Below are 16,803 nucleotides of genomic sequence, written 5' to 3' on the forward strand. Positions count from 1 at the left end.
GTCGGCCACAACGTGAGCCACGCCAACAACAAGACCAAGCGTCTGTTCCTGCCCAACCTGCAGAACGTCACGCTCATGTCGGAAAAGCTCGACCGCAGCTTCAAGTTCCGCGTCTCGACGCACGGCCTGCGCTCGGTGGAGCACAACGGCGGTCTCGACAACTGGCTGCTCAAGGCTGCTGACACGAAGCTCAGCCCGCGCGCGCTCAAGGTGAAGCGCGAGCTGGTCAAGGCGACCGCCGCCTGATCCGGCTGACAGGCGGGGCCCTCCCGCTTGTGGCTTGCCAAATGGAATCGAACGGGCCGGGGTCTAGCGGACTTCCGGCCCGATCCGCAGCTTGAGCACAAGCGTTCGCTGCATCTGCACCATTTCGTTGCTGTCGGAGATCAGCCAGACCATCTGGCTGCCATCACCCTCGCGCGTCACGGTCATCCCCTCGTAGTTGTCGCGGATGCGCGGATCGTCGATCCGGGCGACCACCTGTGGCGTGACGACCGCGCCGGGGCGGATGTCCTGCGGCGCGAAAACCGCAAGCACCGACCGGAAGCCTGCAAGGCTGAAATGGCGCCCCAGCACAAGCAGCCGCCCGTCGGGCATTTGGGCGAGCTCGCTCGGCCGGTAGCCGGCGGGCAGAACAAGCTCGAAGCGTAACGGAGCCTCGAAGGGACGGGGCAGTCCAGACCAGATCAGCCCCGGATGCCGCGTACGGTCAAACCAGTGGCCATACGTCTCGCCGATCACGACGGTGCGGCCGTCAGCGAGCCGGGCCATGCCCTCGGCGCCCTTGTTGTCCGGCCATTCCGCCAGCACGGGCAGCGGAATGGAGCTGCGACGGGCGAGATCGGCGCTGAAGCGCTCGAGCATCGGTGCGTCCTCGAAGGCGACAATGAGATCGCCGCTCCCCGGATCGATGAAGACGGCCTCTGGATCTGTCGGGTAGCGGTACTTGCGCCAATCGAGGTTGATGAGGCGGCCGGCGACCGCGTGCCAGGGGCCTGGCCGGTCGGGCCATGCGAACCGAAGGATGCCGCCGCGATCGCCCACCGCCAGCAGCCCACGCGGCGTCTGCGCCAGCCCCGACAATGTGCCGAGCACGCGGGCGCGACCGGTAATGCGCCACGCGCCCTCCAGCCGCAGCGCACCGGTATCGGGAAGATCGCTGCGCAGCGCCGGCATGAGATCGACAAGGCCGATGTCCGTATCGGACGGCTCAGGAGGCCTATCGCCATGCAGCCATACCGCCGGCATGAGCGCGAGGATCAGCAGGGCAAGCTTGAGCGCGCGCATCATCGCGGCCCGTGCCACAAGCCGCCGCCGATGTGTAGCGCCTTCAGGCTGGGACGAATTTCAGCGCGTCGCCATTGATGCAATAGCGCTTGCCGGTGGGCGGCGGGCCATCGTCGAACACGTGCCCAAGATGGCCGCCGCAGCGCGTGCAGTGCACTTCGGTACGGGTCATGCCGAAGGAGGTATCGCTCGAAGTGCCCACGCCGCCCTTGATCGGTGTCCAGAAGCTGGGCCAGCCGGTGCCGCTGTCGAACTTGGTCGAGGACGCGAACACGGCATTGCCGTCTGCCGCGCAGGTGAACGTGCCCTTGCGGTGCTCCTTGAGAAGAGCGGAGGTGAACGGCCGCTCGGTGCCTTCCTCGCGCAGGATGTAGTACTGCGCAGGGGTGAGGAGCTTGCGCCATTCCGCTTCGGTGTGGCGGAGCGGGAACGTGCCCTTGCGCGTCGCGGCAGCGGGCGCGCCGCATGCGGCAGCGCTCATCGCGGCGGTGGCGGTGAGAAAGGCGAGGAAATTGCGGCGCGAAGGTTTCATGGGAACCGGTTCGGCAAGAGCGGACATACGGTTACTTCCCCCGTCTGCAAGACGGGATCAAGCGGCCAATCGGGTGGGGAGCGTCCCGCCGTGGGCCGGGGAGGGGGGCGGGGTAACCCACCGGCGGGACACCCCTTCCCTACCCCCGGCTACCTGAACCGTATCTGACCGAATCGGATAGGAACCGTTCAGCGCTTTTCGAGGACCACTTCCATCTTGCGGAAGCCATGGACGAAGTTGGCGCGCACGCGCGTCACATCGCCCGCGACACGCGCGCGCATCCCGCGCTCGTGCATTTCCTCGAGCAACACACGCAGCTGCAGTTCGGCAAGGCGTGCGCCCACACAGCGGTGAACGCCGTAACCAAACGCAAGGTGGCGCCGCGCATTCGGCCGATCGACGATCAGCTTGTCCGGGTTTTCAAAGACCGTCTCGTCGCGATTGCCTGAAAGGTACCACATCACGACCTTGTCGCCGGCCTTGATCTGCTGCCCGAACAGCTCGTTGTCCGCCGTGCAGGTGCGGCGCATGTGCGCCAGCGGCGTCACGAAGCGCAGGCATTCCTGCACCGCGTTGGGGATCAGCGAAGGATCGCCTTCAAGCAGCGCCCGCTGATCGGGGAATTGGTCCAGCGCATGGACGATGCCCGACATCGTGTTGCGCGTGGTGTCGTTGCCGCCGACGATCAACAGCACGAGATTGCCCATGAATTCCTGCGGGCTCATCTTCGACATCGCGGGCGAATGGATCATCATCGAGATGAGATCCGGGCTCGGCGCCTTGCCCATCCTCTCCATCCACAGACGGCTGAAATAGTGGGCCATTTCCTGCAGGATGCCAAAGCGCGTATCGGCAAGGTCCTGCGCCAGCGTCAGTTCGACATCGCCCGCCCAGTCGGACCAGAAGGTCAGGAGCCGGCGGTCCTGCCACGGGAAGCCAAACAGGATCGCGAGCATGCCGGTTGTGAGCTCGATCGAGACCTTGTCGACCCAATCAAACTTCTCGCCCCAGGGCAGGCTGTCGAGCACCTCGCCGGTGCGCTGGCGAATCTCGGCTTCCATCCGCGCGATCTCGGCGGGCGTGAACGCCGGGGCGACCGTACGGCGCTGGCCGGTGTGCTCGGGCCGGTCCATCGCGATGAACATTGGCAGCTGCCGTTCGGCAAGCTTGGCCGGATCGATATCCTCGGGCGGATCGCCGATGGTGATGCCACCGTGCTCCCACGAGGACGAATACAGCTCAGGCAGCGATTCGACGTGCTGGATCGCCTTGTGCGTCGCGATGTTCCAGTAGTCGCCGTAGGGCGTGCCGGTCACCTTGTTGATCGGCGCCTCGCGCCGCATTTCGGCGAAGATCGGCCCCCAGCGATCCTCGACATAGATGTCGGAACGGCTGACGTCCCACTTGTGGGTGTGATGGGGCCGGGCCTGAGGATTGGCGGCAAGCCATTCCTCGAACGCTTCGTTCGCGGTGGGGGCGGTCCGGTAGGTGAACGGGGCTTCGGGCGCAAGCTGGGTTGCCATGGCTATCCTTCCGATGCGGACGCCTCGTGCACGCAGGGCGCCCTGTCATTCGGTGAATACTATCCTTGCAACCTACATGGATGTCAATAAGCTTTAGGCAGCCTTGGGAGAACGCCGCAGCCAGCCCCGGCGACCCCGCGCCGGGCCCGATTTCATCACCGTGCGGCGGAACAGCTGTGCACCCACGCGGATGATCACACCGACCCATACAGCCTGCCAGACAAGCGCGATGAGGTGCGGCCAGAGCACCGGCGATTGCGCGGCCTGCGCGAGCATCGCGAAAGGCGAGCTGACCGGAAATACAAAGCTCGCCGTCTCGATCCAGGTGCCCGGGCGGGCCAGCGCGTAGCTGGCGAAGAAGAACACCATGAGCTGCATCATCGTCACCGGCATCGAGAGCGTCTGCACCTCGCGCACGGTGGTCGCCATGCCGCCGATCGAGAGGAACAGCGAACCAAGCAGCAGATAGGCCATCGCGAAGTAGAGGAATCCCAGCACGCAGAACAGCGGCCAGCCGACGGCCGGCGTCGCCAGCAGCGGGATCGACTTCATTCCGCCGAGCATCAGCAGGCCATAAACAGAGCCCCACACCGCGATGCCGACGAGGCTGACCGCGAGCATGGCGAAGAGCTTGCCCAGGAACAGCGCGTCCATCGGGATCGAAGCAGCGAGCACTTCGATGATCTTGTTGGCCTTTTCCTCGACGAGGTTGGAGAGCACCATGCCCGCCAGCAGCATCGTGAGGAGGAACAGGAGCACCTGGCCGGCCTGCGCGGTGACCGCAAGATCGACGTGCTGCTTGGCGGCGGTGGTGGCGATCTTGTCTTCAGTCACTGCAGGGAAAGTGCGCGGACCCGGTGCACCGGCCTCTGCCGCAATCAGCGCGATCTGGCCGCGCCACTGGTCGACACGCTCGGAGCTCCCCGTGAGCACGGGCTTGTCGAGCGTGCCCGTCACCACCGCGGCAAGCTGCGGCGCGCCTTTAACCCCCTTGCTGGCGAGCACGGTGCGCGCATCGAACGTCTCACCGGGCGCAAGCCGCGCGAGCACGGTATATTCCGGCACGAAGCCCGCCATCTTCGGCGCAAGGCCATTGCGCGCGGCCACCAGCGAATCGCCCTGATGCGCGGGCATGGCGACCCCGATCACCGGATTGTCGATATCGCGCGAGACCTGCGAGCCGACCGCTGCCGCCATTGCGCCGATGAACACCGGGAACAGCGGGCCGATCAGGAAGAAGATGAACGTCTTGGAGAAGATCACCGCGCAGAAATCGCGGCGCATGATCACCCAGGCGGCGGCAAAATGATTGCGGAGCATCAGCGGCGACCCTTCTTTGATCCGGTCTGTTCTGCGGCCTTCTCGGCCGCTTCCTGCGCTGATTCCTCAAGCGCGCGCGCGGCGGCCTCGCCCGCGATCGAAACGAACGCATCGTGCAAGCCGGGGCGCTCGATCGAAAGCGAGAGGATGCCGGCATTGCCTTCGATCAGTGCGCGCAACAGCGGCTCGACACCGCTTTCGGGCAAGGTGAAGAACAAGAAGCGGCCTTCGTGGCGCGCATCGGCAGGCAGCGCGGCGCGCCACGGGCCGTCCGCCGCTCGGGTTTCGAGGCGGACTTGCGGACGCAGGCGATCACGTGCGGCGTCCACCGGCCCTGCAAATGGCACCTTGCCGCCCGCGATGATGGCGATCTGGTCGCACAGCCGCTCGGCGTGGGCGATGACGTGGGTGGAGAAGATCACCGTGGTGCCGCGCTCGGCGAGGCTGCGGATCATCCGCTCAAGCTTGCCCTGGTTGAGCGCGTCGAGACCGGAAAACGGCTCGTCAAACACGACGAGATCGGGTTCATGCACCAGCGTGCCGAGCAACTGGACCTGCTGCGCCATGCCCTTGGAGAGCTGGCGGATCTGGCGGTCCGCGGCATAACCGAGGCCGTGCTGTTCGAGGAGGTCACGCCCCCGGCGGCGACCTTCCTTCAGCGGCACACCGCGCAGCGCGGCAAGGAAGGCGATGGCTTCGGTCGCCTTCATCGCCGGATAGAGGCCGCGTTCCTCGGGCAGATAGCCGATGCGCCGCGCGACTTCAGTCGGGCGTTCATGGCCCAGCACGCGGCGATAGCCCGAATCGGGATCTATAATGCCGAGCAGCATACGCAGCGTCGTCGTCTTGCCCGCGCCGTTGGGGCCGAGAATGCCGTAGATCGCGCCGCGCGGCACCGAGATGTCCACGCCGTCGACCGCGGTGAAGCCGTCAAAGCGCTTCACAAGGCCGCGCGCCTCGATGGCAAGCTCTGGGGCGAGTTCTCGAGAAGGAACGTTGTCCAGCACGGGCGTCCCGGTAAAGGAGGCAAAGGGTTCGATCTTCATGGGATCCGCCGTTAACCGTAAGCAATAAACGAGGGGCGCAGCAAGTATGGTTAACGGCGCGGAAACCATGCTGACGGAACGCATCAGGGAGGAGGCCGCCAGGTTGGGCTTTGCGGCCTGCGGGATTGCGCCCGCCACCGATGATCCTGTGCGCGCCGCGCGGCTGGAAGAGTGGCTCGCAGAGGGCCGCCACGGCTCGATGGAGTGGATGGAAACCCGGCTAGAGCACCGGCGCGGCCCGCAATCGCTCTGGCCCGCCGCGCAGAGCGTGATCGCGCTCGGCATGAGCTATGCCCCTGCCGCCGATCCGCTAGTGCTGGCGGAGGCCACGGACCGCGCGCGCATCTCGGTCTATGCGCAAGGCGCCGATTATCACGACGTGGTGAAGCGCGCGCTGAAGGCGCTGGCACGCTGGATCGTGGCCGAAGTGCCGGGAGCCGAGGTCAAGGTCTTCGTGGATACCGCGCCGGTGATGGAAAAGCCGCTGGGCGAGGCAGCGGGGATCGGCTGGCAGGGCAAGCACACCAATCTCGTCAGCCGCACCCACGGTTCCTGGCTGTTCCTCGGCGCGATCTACACGACACTGGCGCTGGAGCCCGATGCACCGCATGCCGACCGCTGCGGCTCGTGCACCGCCTGCCAGCGCGCCTGCCCCACCGATGCCTTCCCCGCACCCTACCGGCTCGATGCGCGGCGCTGCATTTCCTACCTCACGATCGAGCACAAAGGGCCAATCCCGGAGGAGTTCCGCGCGGCGCTGGGCAACCGCATCTACGGCTGTGACGATTGCCTTGCCGTCTGCCCGTGGAACAGCTTTGCCAGCACCGCGGCGACCAACAAGGCCTTCCTGCCGCGCGCTGAACTGGCCGCGCCGCGCCTGGCCGAATTGCTCGCGCTCGATGATGCCGCCTTCCGCGCGCTCTTCGCCGGTTCGCCGATCAAGCGCATCGGGCGTGACCGATTCGTGCGGAACTGCCTCTATGCGGCTGGGAACAGCGGCGCTGCGGCGCTGATGGCCCCAGTGCAGCGTCTGCTGGCCGATCCCGATCCCGCCGTGGCCGATGCCGCCAGCTGGGCGCTCGACCGGCTGGTCGAAGTTATGCCAGTTCCTTGAGCGGGGTGCCCGCATCCGCCAGCCGCTCCGGCGCGATCACCGCGCCGGTCTCGACCAGCTTGCGGCCTTGCACATAGTCCTTGACCATGTTGACGCAATCGAGCGCAACGACCTTGCCAGCCTTGAGGTAGATCACCGAGAAGCTGCGCGTGGCGGGATCGCCGCGCGTGACGACGGCGTCATGCCCGGTCGAGAGGCCGACGGTCTGAAGCTTGAGGTCATACTGGTTCGACCAGAACCACGGGACCGCGTGGTAGGTGGCCTCCACGCCGCAGATCGTCTTGGCCGCGACGGTCGCCATATCGTTTGCATTCTGCACCGATTCGAGGCGGATCACCGCGCCATCGGCGAAAACATTGGCATGGGCCGCGCAATCGCCAATCGCGTAAACATCGGGGAGCGAGGTGCGGCACTGCGCATCGACCGTCACGCCGTTCGTGCCTTCCGCACCCGCCGCGCGCAGCGGCTCGACGCAGGGGATGATGCCGATGCCCACAATGACGAGATCGGCGGGGAGCACGGTGCCATCAGCGAGCTTCACGCCGGTGACTTTGCCACCCTCGCCCACGAGGCAATCGACCGAAACGCCGGTGCGCAAGTCCACATCGTGGGCGCGGTGGTCGGCCTCATAGAACGAGGACAGCGCCTCGCCCGCCACGCGCGCCAGAACGCGGGGCAGGGCTTCAAGCAAGGTGACATGGCAATCGAGCTTGGTGAGCACCGCCGCCGCTTCGAGCCCGATGTAGCCGCCACCGATCACCACGGCGCGCTTCGCGCCGGCATCGAGTTCGCCCATCAGCCGGTCGACGTCCTCGCGCGTGCGGACGGCGTGGACGCCCGCAAGATCGGCCCCGGCACAGGTCAGCTTGCGCGGATCGCCGCCTGCGGCCCAGATCAGATGGCCATAGGCGAGTGCGCGCCCATCGCTCAGCGTCGCCACATGCGCTGCGGCATCGATCGCCGTCACTTCGGTGCCGAGCAGCATGGTGACGGCCTTGTCCGCCCAGAACGCCTCGGGACGGATCATGATGCGATCAAAGGTCTTGTCGCGCGCGAGGTATTCCTTGGAGAGCGGCGGACGCTCGTAGGGGAGCTCCGGCTCGCGCCCGACGACGAGGATCGTGCCGGCAAAGCCGTTCTGCCGCAGCGCAATCGCCGCCTGCGCGCCGCCATGGCCCGCACCGACAATGACTACATCGGCTGTCAGATCCGTCTCGCTCATGCTGCGCACTCCTGTTCGTGCGCGCGGATTTGGCGAAATTACGAGCCGCGTCAACTGGCCGGAGCGAGATTGTCCGCCCCGGCCCAGAAGATCAGCGGGCCAGGAGCGTCCGCGCCTGGCTCGCCAGCTGCGCCAGCATGGCCGGCGCGACGCCGCCTGCCCCCTGTGCCCGGCCCGTCAGCGCGCGGAAATTGCGCACCGGGATAGCATGCGCCTCCAGCCACTGCGCCACCGCCGCGCCCGCATCCTGCCCGGCAGAGCGGGCGAGGAAATCGAGCCGCATCTGCTGGAAATCGCGCGCGAGGCCCGCGACGAGCAGGCGCTCCCACGGATCGGACGGGCTCATCCGGCTGGCAGCCTGCTGCGCCCAATCGAGCCCAAGGGCCGCGCCGAGTGCGGAGAACGCCGCCGTCAGCGCCGCCGGATCGATCGCGCGCGTGGCGGCAAGGTGGGCAAGGCCGATGGCCCCGTCCATATCGACGAGATGCGCAATGCGCTCGGCAACCTGAGGCGGCACACCAAGATCAGTGAGTTCCGCGAGCAGCCGCCGCGCCTGCACCTTGGCCTCGCCCTGCAGCAATTCGCCGGTCGAGGCCGCCAGCTGCGAGACACCGGGCGCCAGCTGGTCGATCAGCTTGCCCGGCTCAAGCGAGCCGCGCCCGGCGCGCAGGACATCGGCGATGTGGCCACGCAGCACTTCGGCAACGCGGGCATAGAGCGAGAGCCGCACCTGTTCGGGCATGGCATCGCCATCCGGCCCGTCGAGCAGTGCCCAGATGCCCTTGAGATCGAGCAGTTTCGCCGCTGCTACGAACGCGGCCGCGACCTGCGCGAGGCTGACACCTTCCTCCTCGACGAGTTCAAAGGGATGCACCGGACCGAGATCGTTGACGATGCGGTTGGCGAGCTTGGTCGCGATCAGTTCGCGGCGCAGGCGGTGATGACGGATATCCTCGGCAAAAGTCTCCCGCATCTGCGGCGGGAATGCGGCAAAGAGATCGGCTTCGAGCACCGGATCATCGACCACCGGGCTTTCTTCCAGCGCGCGCTGAAGCACCAGTTTGGCGCTGGACAGCAGCACCGCGAGTTCGGGCCGGGTGAAGCCGTGCCCGCCTGCCGCGCGGCGCAGCATGTCTTCGCTGCTGGCGAGACCCTCGGTCTTGCGATCAAGGTCGCCGCCTTCCTCCAGCACATCGACCAGCCGCGCATAGGCCGGGGCCGCGCCTGGCCCGCCACGCTCGGCGATCGAGAGCGCGAGGGCCTGGAGCCGGTTGTCCTCCAGGACAAGATGCGCAACGTCATCAGTCATCGCGGTAAGCAGCGCGACGCGGCCAGGCTCATCGAGCCGCCCGGCGCGCTTGGCCGAGGCGAGCGCGATCTTGATGTTGACTTCGTTGTCCGAGCAATCGACGCCCGCCGAGTTGTCGATGAAGTCTGTGTTGATCCGGCCGCCGAGACCTGTCGCGCCGACCAGCGAATACTCGATGCGCCCGGCCTGCGTGGTGCCGAGATTGGCACCTTCGCCGATCACGCGCGCCCGCACGTCCGCCCCGTTGATGCGCAAGGCATCGTTGGCGGGATCGCCCACCGCAACGTTGTTTTCAGCCGAAGCCTTCACATAGGTGCCGATGCCCCCGAACCAGAGGAGGTCGACCGGCGCCTTGAGGATCGCGGTGATCAGCGATTCGGGATCGAGCTCAGCTGCCTCGATGCCGAGCAGCGCGCGGATCTCGTCGGTCAGCGGAATCTGCTTCATCGTGCGCGGGAACACGCCGCCGCCCTTCGAGATCAGTGCCTTGTCGTAATCATCCCAGCTGGAACGCGGCAGCGCGAAGAGGCGTGCGCGTTCGGCCCAGCTCGCCGCGGGATCGGGCGTCGGATCGAGGAACACATGGCGGTGATCGAAGGCGGCGACGACCTTGAGCGCCTTCGACAGCAGCATGCCATTGCCGAACACGTCGCCCGACATGTCACCGCAGCCCGCGACGGTGATGGATTCGGTCTGCACATCGACACCGAGTTCGCGGAAATGGCGCTGCACCGAAAGCCAAGCGCCCTTCGCGGTGATGCCCATGGCCTTGTGGTCATAGCCCTTGGAGCCGCCGCTCGCGAAGGCATCGTCGAGCCAGAAGCCCTTGGCCTCGGCGATGGCGTTGGCGATGTCGGAGAAGGTCGCGGTGCCCTTGTCCGCCGCGACGACGAAATAGGGATCCTCACCGTCGCGGATCACCACGCCCGCGGGATGGACCACCTTGCCGTCCACGATATTGTCGGTGACGGACAGCAGCGTGCGGATGAACACTTCATAGCTCGCGCGGCCTTCGGCCAGCCACGCTTCACGCGCGCGGACGGGATCGGGGAGCTGCTTGGGATAGAACCCGCCCTTCGCGCCCGTCGGCACGATCACCGCGTTCTTCACGCGCTGCGCCTTCATCAGACCGAGCACTTCGGTGCGGAAATCGTCGCGCCGGTCGGACCAGCGCAGGCCGCCGCGCGCCACCGGCCCGGCGCGCAGGTGAATACCTTCAACGCGGGGGCTGTAGACGAAGATCTCGCGCCACGGCACCGGCCGGGGCAAGCCCGGGACCAGCGCCGAATCGATCTTGAACGCGAGTGCCTCGGCCGCCGCCGGGCTGAACGCGTTGGTGCGCAGGATCGCCTCGGCGAGTGCGCGGAACTGGCGGAGCAGGCGGTCGTCGTTGATAGCGGCCACCCCGGCGAGCCCGGTGCGGATCTGCTCGGCAAAGCGCGCTTCGGCCTCGGCGCGGTCTTCGACAAAGTCCGGATCGTGGCGGGCAAGGAACAGGCCGATGAGCCCGCGCGTCACCGTCGGCGCCGCGCGCAGCGCCTCGACCGCCGTGGCAATCGAGAAGGTCATGCCGGCCTGGCGCAAATAGCGATACCAGGCGCGCATCCAGTTTGCCCCGCGCGCGGTGAGCCCGGCGGTGACGATCAGGCGATTGAACAGATCGTCTTCGGCCCCGCCGTTGAGCACGGCCGCGAGCGATTCCTGAATGGTTTCGGCGCGCGCCAGCAGCGCCTCGCCCTCAATCCCTTCGGGCAGTGCGACGAGGAAATCATGGATGAAGCCGAGCCGCCCCTTGTCGAGCGCGGTCGGCACTTCCTCAAGCACGCGGAAGCCGAAGTTTTCGAGCACCGGCACCGCGTCCGAAAGCACGATCGCGCCCTCGCGCTGGTAGAGCTTGAGGCGCAGGCCTTCCTCGCCCGGCAGACGGTGGAGCCGCACCGCCCGGCGCGGGGCGCCGGTCTGGGTGAGGGCGCGCAGCACGCGGATATCGCCCGCCGCTTCCGCCGGGCCGTAGGCGCTGCGATAGCCGATCGGGAAGGCATCGGCATAGCGCACCGCAATGGCGGCGGCGCGCGCCGGGTCCTCGCCCTTGGCCAGCTCGGCTTCCACCGCCGCGCCCCAGCCGCGCACCATGGTCTGCAGTGCCATGTCGAGCGCAGCTTCATCGGGCAGCGCCGCGCCATCGCGGATATCGATCACGAAGCGCATCAGCGCCAGCGTCCCGCCCTCGACCGAAAGGCTCCAGTCGAGGATCGGCGCGTCAGTCGAGGCTTCGAGCATGGCCTGCACGCGGTGGCGCAGCTCGGTCGACTGCACATCGCGCGGCAACCAGACAAACGCGAACAGATGGCGCGCAAGCGGCGCGGCGACGAGCGCGAGGCGGGGGCGCGGCCGGTCGATCAACGTCATCATCGTCGTCGCCACGCGTTCGAGATCGGCTTCATCGAAGCTGATCAGGATATCGTGCGGCAGCGCGGTGAGTGCATGGGCGAGCGCCTTGCCGGCATGGCCATTGGGCGCGAAGCCAAACTTTGCCATCAGCGCATCGAGCTGGCTGCGCATGCGCGGGATGCGGTCGGGCGTGGCGGCGAGCGCGGCGCTGGTCCAGACGCCGGCGTGAACCGAAAGCGCGACGACCTTGCCGCCTTCGAGCACCGGCACGATAAACAGATCAAGGGGCACACGGCGGTGCACCCGTGCGATGCGGTTGGCCTTGACGATCAGGGGGCTGCGGGGAACTTCGGTGCCGCGTTCGCCGAGCCGATCGAACCATTTGAACGCGCGGTCATAACTGGATTTCGCCAGCAGCGGCGCATCGCTGGCGCGGCAGATGCCGAGCGCTTCGCCATGCGTACCGTCACGGTGCTGCACCACATGGCCGAGCTGGGTCAGCATCCCGTCCGCAAGCCAGCGCAGCAGCGCGGCGCCTTCCTGATCAGGCAGGGTGCGCGCATCTTCCTGCATTGCGGCCTGCATGCGCGGCCAATCGGCGACGGCAGCATGGACATCGGCGAGGGTGGCGCGCAGCGCGGCATCGAGCGCGCGCCGCTCGCGCGCGTCGACGCGCTCGGTCTCGAGATAGACCATCGATTCGCGGCGCTCACCCACCGCATCGCCATCGGGCAGGCCGATAAGGTTGCCCTCGGGATCGCGCCGCACGGCCACCACCGGGTGTACCAGCCGATCTATCGCAAGACCCTGCGCCGAGATCGTCGCCGCGATCGAATCGACGAGGAAGGGCATGTCATCGTTGATCACTGCAATGCGCAAGTAGCGCGCACCACCCGCCGCACCTGCCTGTCCGCCGATGCTTTCGATGGCGATGGCCGGTTCGGAACCGGTGCGCTTTGCAGCGGCACCCAGCGTGAAGCGCGCCGCGCCGGCCAGCCGCTCCGCCTCGAACTCTGCCGCCTCCGCGGGCAGCAGGGACGCTGCAAAACGGGAAGCAAGCGCCTGCGACAGAATCGCATCGGCGCCGGGGTCGGCGGTCTTGGTAGCCATGGTCGCTCCTGCATCCCGGCGCTGTCACCCCGCCGGAACGAAGCCCTGCGGAGGCGCGCCTTCTTGTCGTTATGAGTGCGTAATTTTATGTCACACTCATGAACTAATCATGCGTAGCCTACTCCGGCATCGGCGCAGAGGCAAGCGGGAGGAGCCTTAAGATTTAAGCCGGATAGGCCATTATGCGCCAACCGCGACTTCGGCGTTCAAGGCTTCCATCGTGAGCGCGAGGCTGCGATGCCGCAGGGCCGGATCGAAGGTCGAGCCGGAAACGATCAGTTCGTCGGCGCCGGTCCTTGCCCGGAAAGCGGCGAGCCGCTCGCGCACGGTCTTCACGCTGCCTATCGCACTGACCTGCCGCATATGATCGAGCATGGCGAGCGAGGCGGGGTGCAGGCTCTCGCGGTAGCCCGGCACCGGGGGTGGCAGCTTGCCCGGCGAGCCGGTGCGCAGCCGCACGAAGGACTGGTCCATCGAGGAGGCGAGCAGCACGGCTTCCTCGTCGGTATCGGCGGCGATCACGTTGATCGCAGCCATCACGTAAGGTTCGGCCAGCCGCTCGGAGGGCTGGAACCGCTCGCGGTAGAGCTTGAGCGCCGCATCGAGGTGATCGGGGGCGAAATGCGAGGCAAAGGCATAGGGCAGCCCCAGCATCGCCGCGAGCTGCGCGCCAAACAGGCTGGAGCCGAGGATCCACATTTCAGGATTGGCCCCGAGGCCCGGCGTCGCCTGCAGCGGCAAGCGCGGATCGCCGGCAAAATGCAGCTGGATTTCGACCACGTCGTTGGGGAAGCTTTCCGCTGCCTGATGAATATCCTTGTGGAGCGCGCGCAGGATGCGCTGGTCCGCGCCCGGCGCGCGGCCGAGACCCAGGTCGATCCGCCCCGGAAACAGCGCATCGAGCGCGCCGAACTGCTCGGCGATCACCAGCGGATTGTGGTTGGGCAGCATGATCCCGCCGGCGCCAAGCCGGATGCGGCTCGTGGCATTGCCGATATGCGCGAGCACGACCGAGACCGCCGCGCCGGCGATGCCTTCCATGCCGTGGTGTTCCGCCACCCAGAAGCGGTTGTATCCCAGATCTTCCGCCGTCCGCGCCAGCGCGGCGGCTTCGCTGAGCGCCTCGCCCACGGTGCCGCCTTCACGCACGGGGACAAGATCAAGGACGGAGAGCTTGAGGCCAGCTAAACGATCTCGATCCAGACTCATCGCGAAGTCTCCGGTGGAGGAGCGCCAGGGGCTGCCGGTGCTGCTGAACCCGATGTAGGCGCTGGTCCGATCTGGTCAAGATAACCCTTGGCCGTCACCGCCTCGGTGCTGCCCGGCGCCAGCGCGACGACCGATTCCCACGACTTGCGCGCAGCGTCCTCGCGGCCCGAAAGCATGGCGATCACCCCGGCTTCGAGCCCGATCGGGGCGCCCAGCGGATCGCCATGTCCGGCAAGGCTCGCGGCGACTTCGATATCGCGCTGCGCCCGCTCCAGATCCTTGCCGCGCCGCGCCAACGTGGCAGATAGCAGCCATCCTTCGGGATCGTTGGGCGCCAGCCGGTGGGCTTCCTGCAAGGCACCGCTCGCCTCGGGCAGGCGCCCCAGCGCGACAAGTGCGCGGGCCCGGCCGATCTGGACCGCGCCACGCACCGCATTGTCCTCGGCGCTGGGTGCGGCGGCCGGCGGCGGCGCCAGCGCCTTGTCATAACAGCCGAGCGCGGTTTCGGCCCGCCCGCCCGCGAGTGCGGCATTGCCGGCCATGACCTGCAGCGCGGCAGCCGCCGCCGGATCGGTGGCGGGCACCTGTCCGGCGCTCTCGATGAAGGCCGCCTCCGCACCGGTGGAATCGCCCTGCTGCAGCAGCAACTGGCCAAGGCACTGCGCGGCGGCGCCGTGGGCGGTGTTGGGCGTATCCGCCTTGGCAGCTTCGGCCAGCCAGGCGCGCGCGGCGGCAATGCCGGCGGCCGGGTCCTTTTCGCCCGCCGCAAGGCATAGCGTGTAGCGCGTCATGCGCGGCGCGGAGTTCTGCACCGGAGTTGCGGGGATACCGGTCTGCGTTGCGGGCGGTGTCGCCCCCGGCATCGGCGGTGGCACCTCGGTTGCACGCTTGCGCCGCGGGATCGGCAGCGGCGCGGCTTCGAAGGGCCGCGGGTTGGGGCCGATCTGATGCCAGACGTCTGCGGGAAGCGGCGCCTGCGCGGCCATCAGGGCGGGAATCAGAACAAGCATCGGGGTTCCTTCAGGCCTCGCCGAGCGCGTCCAGCTGGCCAAGCAGCACGGCGATATCCGACCGGCGCGAGAGGCGGTGGTCCCCGTCCTTGATCAGATGGACCTGCACATCGGCTGAACGCAGCGCCGCCGCGAGCTTCAGCGAGATATCCCACGGCACATCGCGATCCGCCTGCCCGTGGATCAGCCGCACCGGACCATCGAAGGCGACACCGCGCGCGAGCAGCAGGCATTCCATCCCCGCCGCCCAGAACTTTGCGTAGGTCGGCGTCGGCTCCGGGCCATAGATGTTCTCCTCGAAGACCGTCTCGCCGCGCGCAAAAACGGCCTTCTGCGCTGCATCGAAGCCCCATTCGGTGAAATCGGGCGCGGGCGCGAGGCCGACGAGCGCGGCGACCCGGTCGCCCAGAGCCTCGGCGAGCATAAGCATGAGCCAGCCGCCCATGCTCGAACCCACGAGTATGACGCGTTCGATGCCGAGGCCATCCAGCAGCGCGATGACCTCATCCCGCCACAACGGCAGTGACTTCGCGGCAAAGGTGCCCTCGCTCTGGCCGAGGCCGGTGTAATCGAGCAGCAGGCAGGCCCGCCCGCGCGCCTCCGCATGCGCGATCACCGCCTGCGCCTTGCCGCCGCTCATGTCCGACATGTAGCCGGGCAGGAAAACGATTGTGGGGCCTGTACCTGGCTGGAAACGATAGGCCATGCGTTCGCCCGAAGGCAGCGTGAAGTGCTCGATCATGCCGCCCTTGTGCCAGCGCCAGCCCAGAGGTCAAACGCTGACAATCGCCATTGCCGCATGGCGCCCGGTTTCTGCCCCCTTCCGGCGCGCGCCCGTTTCTGCCAAAGCGCCCCTGATTATCAGCGAGAGCGTCCATGTCCGAAATGTTCAAGATCACCCTGCCCGACGGTTCCGTGCGCGAAGTCGCGCCCGGCACCACCCCGGCAGACATTGCCGCCGCGATCGGCCCGGGTCTTGCCAAAGCCGCGATCGGCGCGCGCGTGGATGGTGAACTTTTCGACATCACCCGCCCCTTCGAAGGCGACGCCGCGCTCGCGCTCGTCACCGCGCGCGATGAAGCAGATGCGCTCGAACTCGTACGCCACGACTATGCCCACGTGCTAGCCGAGGCGGTGCAGGCGCTGTTTCCCGGCACGCAGATCACCTTTGGCCCGAGCACGGACGACGGCTTCTACTATGACTTCGCGCCGAAAGACCGCGCCTTCACCGAGGACGACCTGCCGGCGATCGAGGAAGCGATGCGCAAGATCATCGCGGCGGACAAACCGCTCCGCCGCGAGGTCTGGAGCCGCGAGCAGCTGATCAGCCGCTGGAAGCAGCAAGGCGAGAGCTTCAAGGCCGAATGGGCCGCCGAACTGCCCGAGAACGAGGAACTGACGGTCTACTGGTCGGGCGATGACTGGCTCGACATGTGCCGCGGCCCGCACCTTGCCTCCACCGGCAAGCTCGATCCGCAGGCGTTCAAGCTGACGCGCGTTTCCGGCGCATACTGGCGCGGCGATCAGGCGAACGCCATGCTCAGCCGCGTCTATGGCACCGGCTGGCTCAACAAGAAGCAGCTCGATGCGCACCTCACGCGGCTGGAAGAAGCCGCCAAGCGCGATCACCGCAAGCTGGGGCAGGAGATGGACTTGTTCCACCTCCAGCAGGAAGCCCACGGCAGCGTGTTCTGGCACCCCAAGGGCTACCGCATCTGGCGCGAGCTCGA

Annotated in this window: 13 protein-coding genes; 3 read left to right on the forward strand and 10 right to left on the reverse strand. The window is 67.4% G+C overall.

Features of this window, described 5'->3' with window-relative positions; translation table 11 throughout:
• On the forward strand, positions 1–246 hold a 246-nt coding region (gene rpmB / locus Q0082_RS07885; RefSeq protein WP_298191335.1), incomplete at its 5' end, for a 50S ribosomal protein L28.
• A gap of 63 nt (positions 247–309) precedes the next feature.
• Here the strand turns inward: rpmB and Q0082_RS07890 are convergent.
• The 5 genes from Q0082_RS07890 to Q0082_RS07910 all read right to left on the reverse strand — a co-directional run bounded on the left by Q0082_RS07890 (position 310) and on the right by Q0082_RS07910 (position 5,708).
• On the reverse strand, positions 310–1,290 hold the full coding sequence (locus Q0082_RS07890; RefSeq protein WP_298191336.1) for an esterase-like activity of phytase family protein: 981 nt from the start codon (positions 1,288–1,290) through the stop codon (positions 310–312).
• A 40-nt stretch (positions 1,291–1,330) separates the two neighbouring features.
• Positions 1,331–1,819: a peptide-methionine (R)-S-oxide reductase MsrB gene (gene msrB / locus Q0082_RS07895; RefSeq protein ID WP_298191337.1), complete on the reverse strand. Its 489-nt coding sequence runs from the start codon at positions 1,817–1,819 to the stop codon at positions 1,331–1,333.
• Between the two features lie 188 nt (positions 1,820–2,007).
• On the reverse strand, positions 2,008–3,342 hold the full coding sequence (locus Q0082_RS07900) for a cytochrome P450 (RefSeq protein WP_298191338.1): 1,335 nt from the start codon (positions 3,340–3,342) through the stop codon (positions 2,008–2,010).
• A gap of 93 nt (positions 3,343–3,435) precedes the next feature.
• Positions 3,436–4,662: an ABC transporter permease gene (locus Q0082_RS07905; RefSeq protein ID WP_298191339.1), complete on the reverse strand. Its 1,227-nt coding sequence runs from the start codon at positions 4,660–4,662 to the stop codon at positions 3,436–3,438.
• Entirely contained in the window at positions 4,662–5,708 is a 1,047-nt protein-coding gene (locus Q0082_RS07910; RefSeq protein ID WP_298191340.1) for an ATP-binding cassette domain-containing protein, read from the reverse strand. Before Q0082_RS07910 ends, Q0082_RS07905 begins: the two co-directional genes overlap by 1 nt.
• A gap of 46 nt (positions 5,709–5,754) precedes the next feature.
• Between Q0082_RS07910 and queG the strand changes: the two genes are divergently transcribed.
• Positions 5,755–6,822, forward strand: coding sequence for a tRNA epoxyqueuosine(34) reductase QueG (gene queG / locus Q0082_RS07915; protein WP_298191341.1), 1,068 nt, complete (start codon positions 5,755–5,757; stop codon positions 6,820–6,822).
• On the opposite strand, the gene Q0082_RS07920 is transcribed toward queG, so the two are convergent.
• The 5 genes from Q0082_RS07920 to Q0082_RS07940 all read right to left on the reverse strand — a co-directional run bounded on the left by Q0082_RS07920 (position 6,806) and on the right by Q0082_RS07940 (position 15,815).
• A complete protein-coding gene (locus Q0082_RS07920; protein ID WP_298191342.1) occupies positions 6,806–8,044 on the reverse strand; it encodes an FAD-dependent oxidoreductase in 1,239 nt (412 codons plus the stop codon). The genes queG and Q0082_RS07920 overlap by 17 nt on opposite strands.
• 91 nt (positions 8,045–8,135) lie before the next feature.
• Positions 8,136–12,854: an NAD-glutamate dehydrogenase domain-containing protein gene (locus Q0082_RS07925; RefSeq protein WP_298191343.1), complete on the reverse strand. Its 4,719-nt coding sequence runs from the start codon at positions 12,852–12,854 to the stop codon at positions 8,136–8,138.
• 180 nt (positions 12,855–13,034) lie between these two features.
• A complete protein-coding gene (locus tag Q0082_RS07930) occupies positions 13,035–14,063 on the reverse strand; it encodes an LLM class flavin-dependent oxidoreductase (protein WP_298191344.1) in 1,029 nt (342 codons plus the stop codon).
• Positions 14,060–15,073: a tetratricopeptide repeat protein gene (locus Q0082_RS07935; protein ID WP_298191345.1), complete on the reverse strand. Its 1,014-nt coding sequence runs from the start codon at positions 15,071–15,073 to the stop codon at positions 14,060–14,062. The genes Q0082_RS07930 and Q0082_RS07935 overlap by 4 nt, the downstream gene beginning before the upstream one ends.
• A gap of 10 nt (positions 15,074–15,083) precedes the next feature.
• Positions 15,084–15,815, reverse strand: coding sequence for an alpha/beta hydrolase (locus Q0082_RS07940; protein WP_298191346.1), 732 nt, complete (start codon positions 15,813–15,815; stop codon positions 15,084–15,086).
• A gap of 134 nt (positions 15,816–15,949) precedes the next feature.
• Here Q0082_RS07940 and Q0082_RS07945 point away from each other — a divergent pair.
• Positions 15,950–16,803, forward strand: an 854-nt coding sequence (locus Q0082_RS07945; protein WP_298191347.1) for a TGS domain-containing protein, incomplete at its 3' end; no start/stop codon positions are given.

It is taken from the genome of Novosphingobium sp., assembly GCF_027489515.1.
In the GTDB taxonomy this organism is placed as follows: domain Bacteria; phylum Pseudomonadota; class Alphaproteobacteria; order Sphingomonadales; family Sphingomonadaceae; genus Novosphingobium.

Coding starts and splice junctions, on each gene's coding strand:
- queG (WP_298191341.1), top strand. CDS start 5,755: ATGGTTAACGGCGCGGAAACCATGCTGACGGAACGCATCAGGGAGGAG.
- Q0082_RS07890 (WP_298191336.1), bottom strand. CDS start 1,290: ATGATGCGCGCGCTCAAGCTTGCCCTGCTGATCCTCGCGCTCATGCCG.
- msrB (WP_298191337.1), bottom strand. CDS start 1,819: ATGAAACCTTCGCGCCGCAATTTCCTCGCCTTTCTCACCGCCACCGCC.
- Q0082_RS07910 (WP_298191340.1), bottom strand. CDS start 5,708: ATGAAGATCGAACCCTTTGCCTCCTTTACCGGGACGCCCGTGCTGGAC.
- Q0082_RS07920 (WP_298191342.1), bottom strand. CDS start 8,044: ATGAGCGAGACGGATCTGACAGCCGATGTAGTCATTGTCGGTGCGGGC.
- Q0082_RS07930 (WP_298191344.1), bottom strand. CDS start 14,063: ATGAGTCTGGATCGAGATCGTTTAGCTGGCCTCAAGCTCTCCGTCCTT.
- Q0082_RS07900 (WP_298191338.1), bottom strand. CDS start 3,342: ATGGCAACCCAGCTTGCGCCCGAAGCCCCGTTCACCTACCGGACCGCC.
- Q0082_RS07935 (WP_298191345.1), bottom strand. CDS start 15,073: ATGCTTGTTCTGATTCCCGCCCTGATGGCCGCGCAGGCGCCGCTTCCC.
- Q0082_RS07940 (WP_298191346.1), bottom strand. CDS start 15,815: ATGATCGAGCACTTCACGCTGCCTTCGGGCGAACGCATGGCCTATCGT.
- Q0082_RS07905 (WP_298191339.1), bottom strand. CDS start 4,662: ATGCTCCGCAATCATTTTGCCGCCGCCTGGGTGATCATGCGCCGCGAT.
- Q0082_RS07925 (WP_298191343.1), bottom strand. CDS start 12,854: ATGGCTACCAAGACCGCCGACCCCGGCGCCGATGCGATTCTGTCGCAG.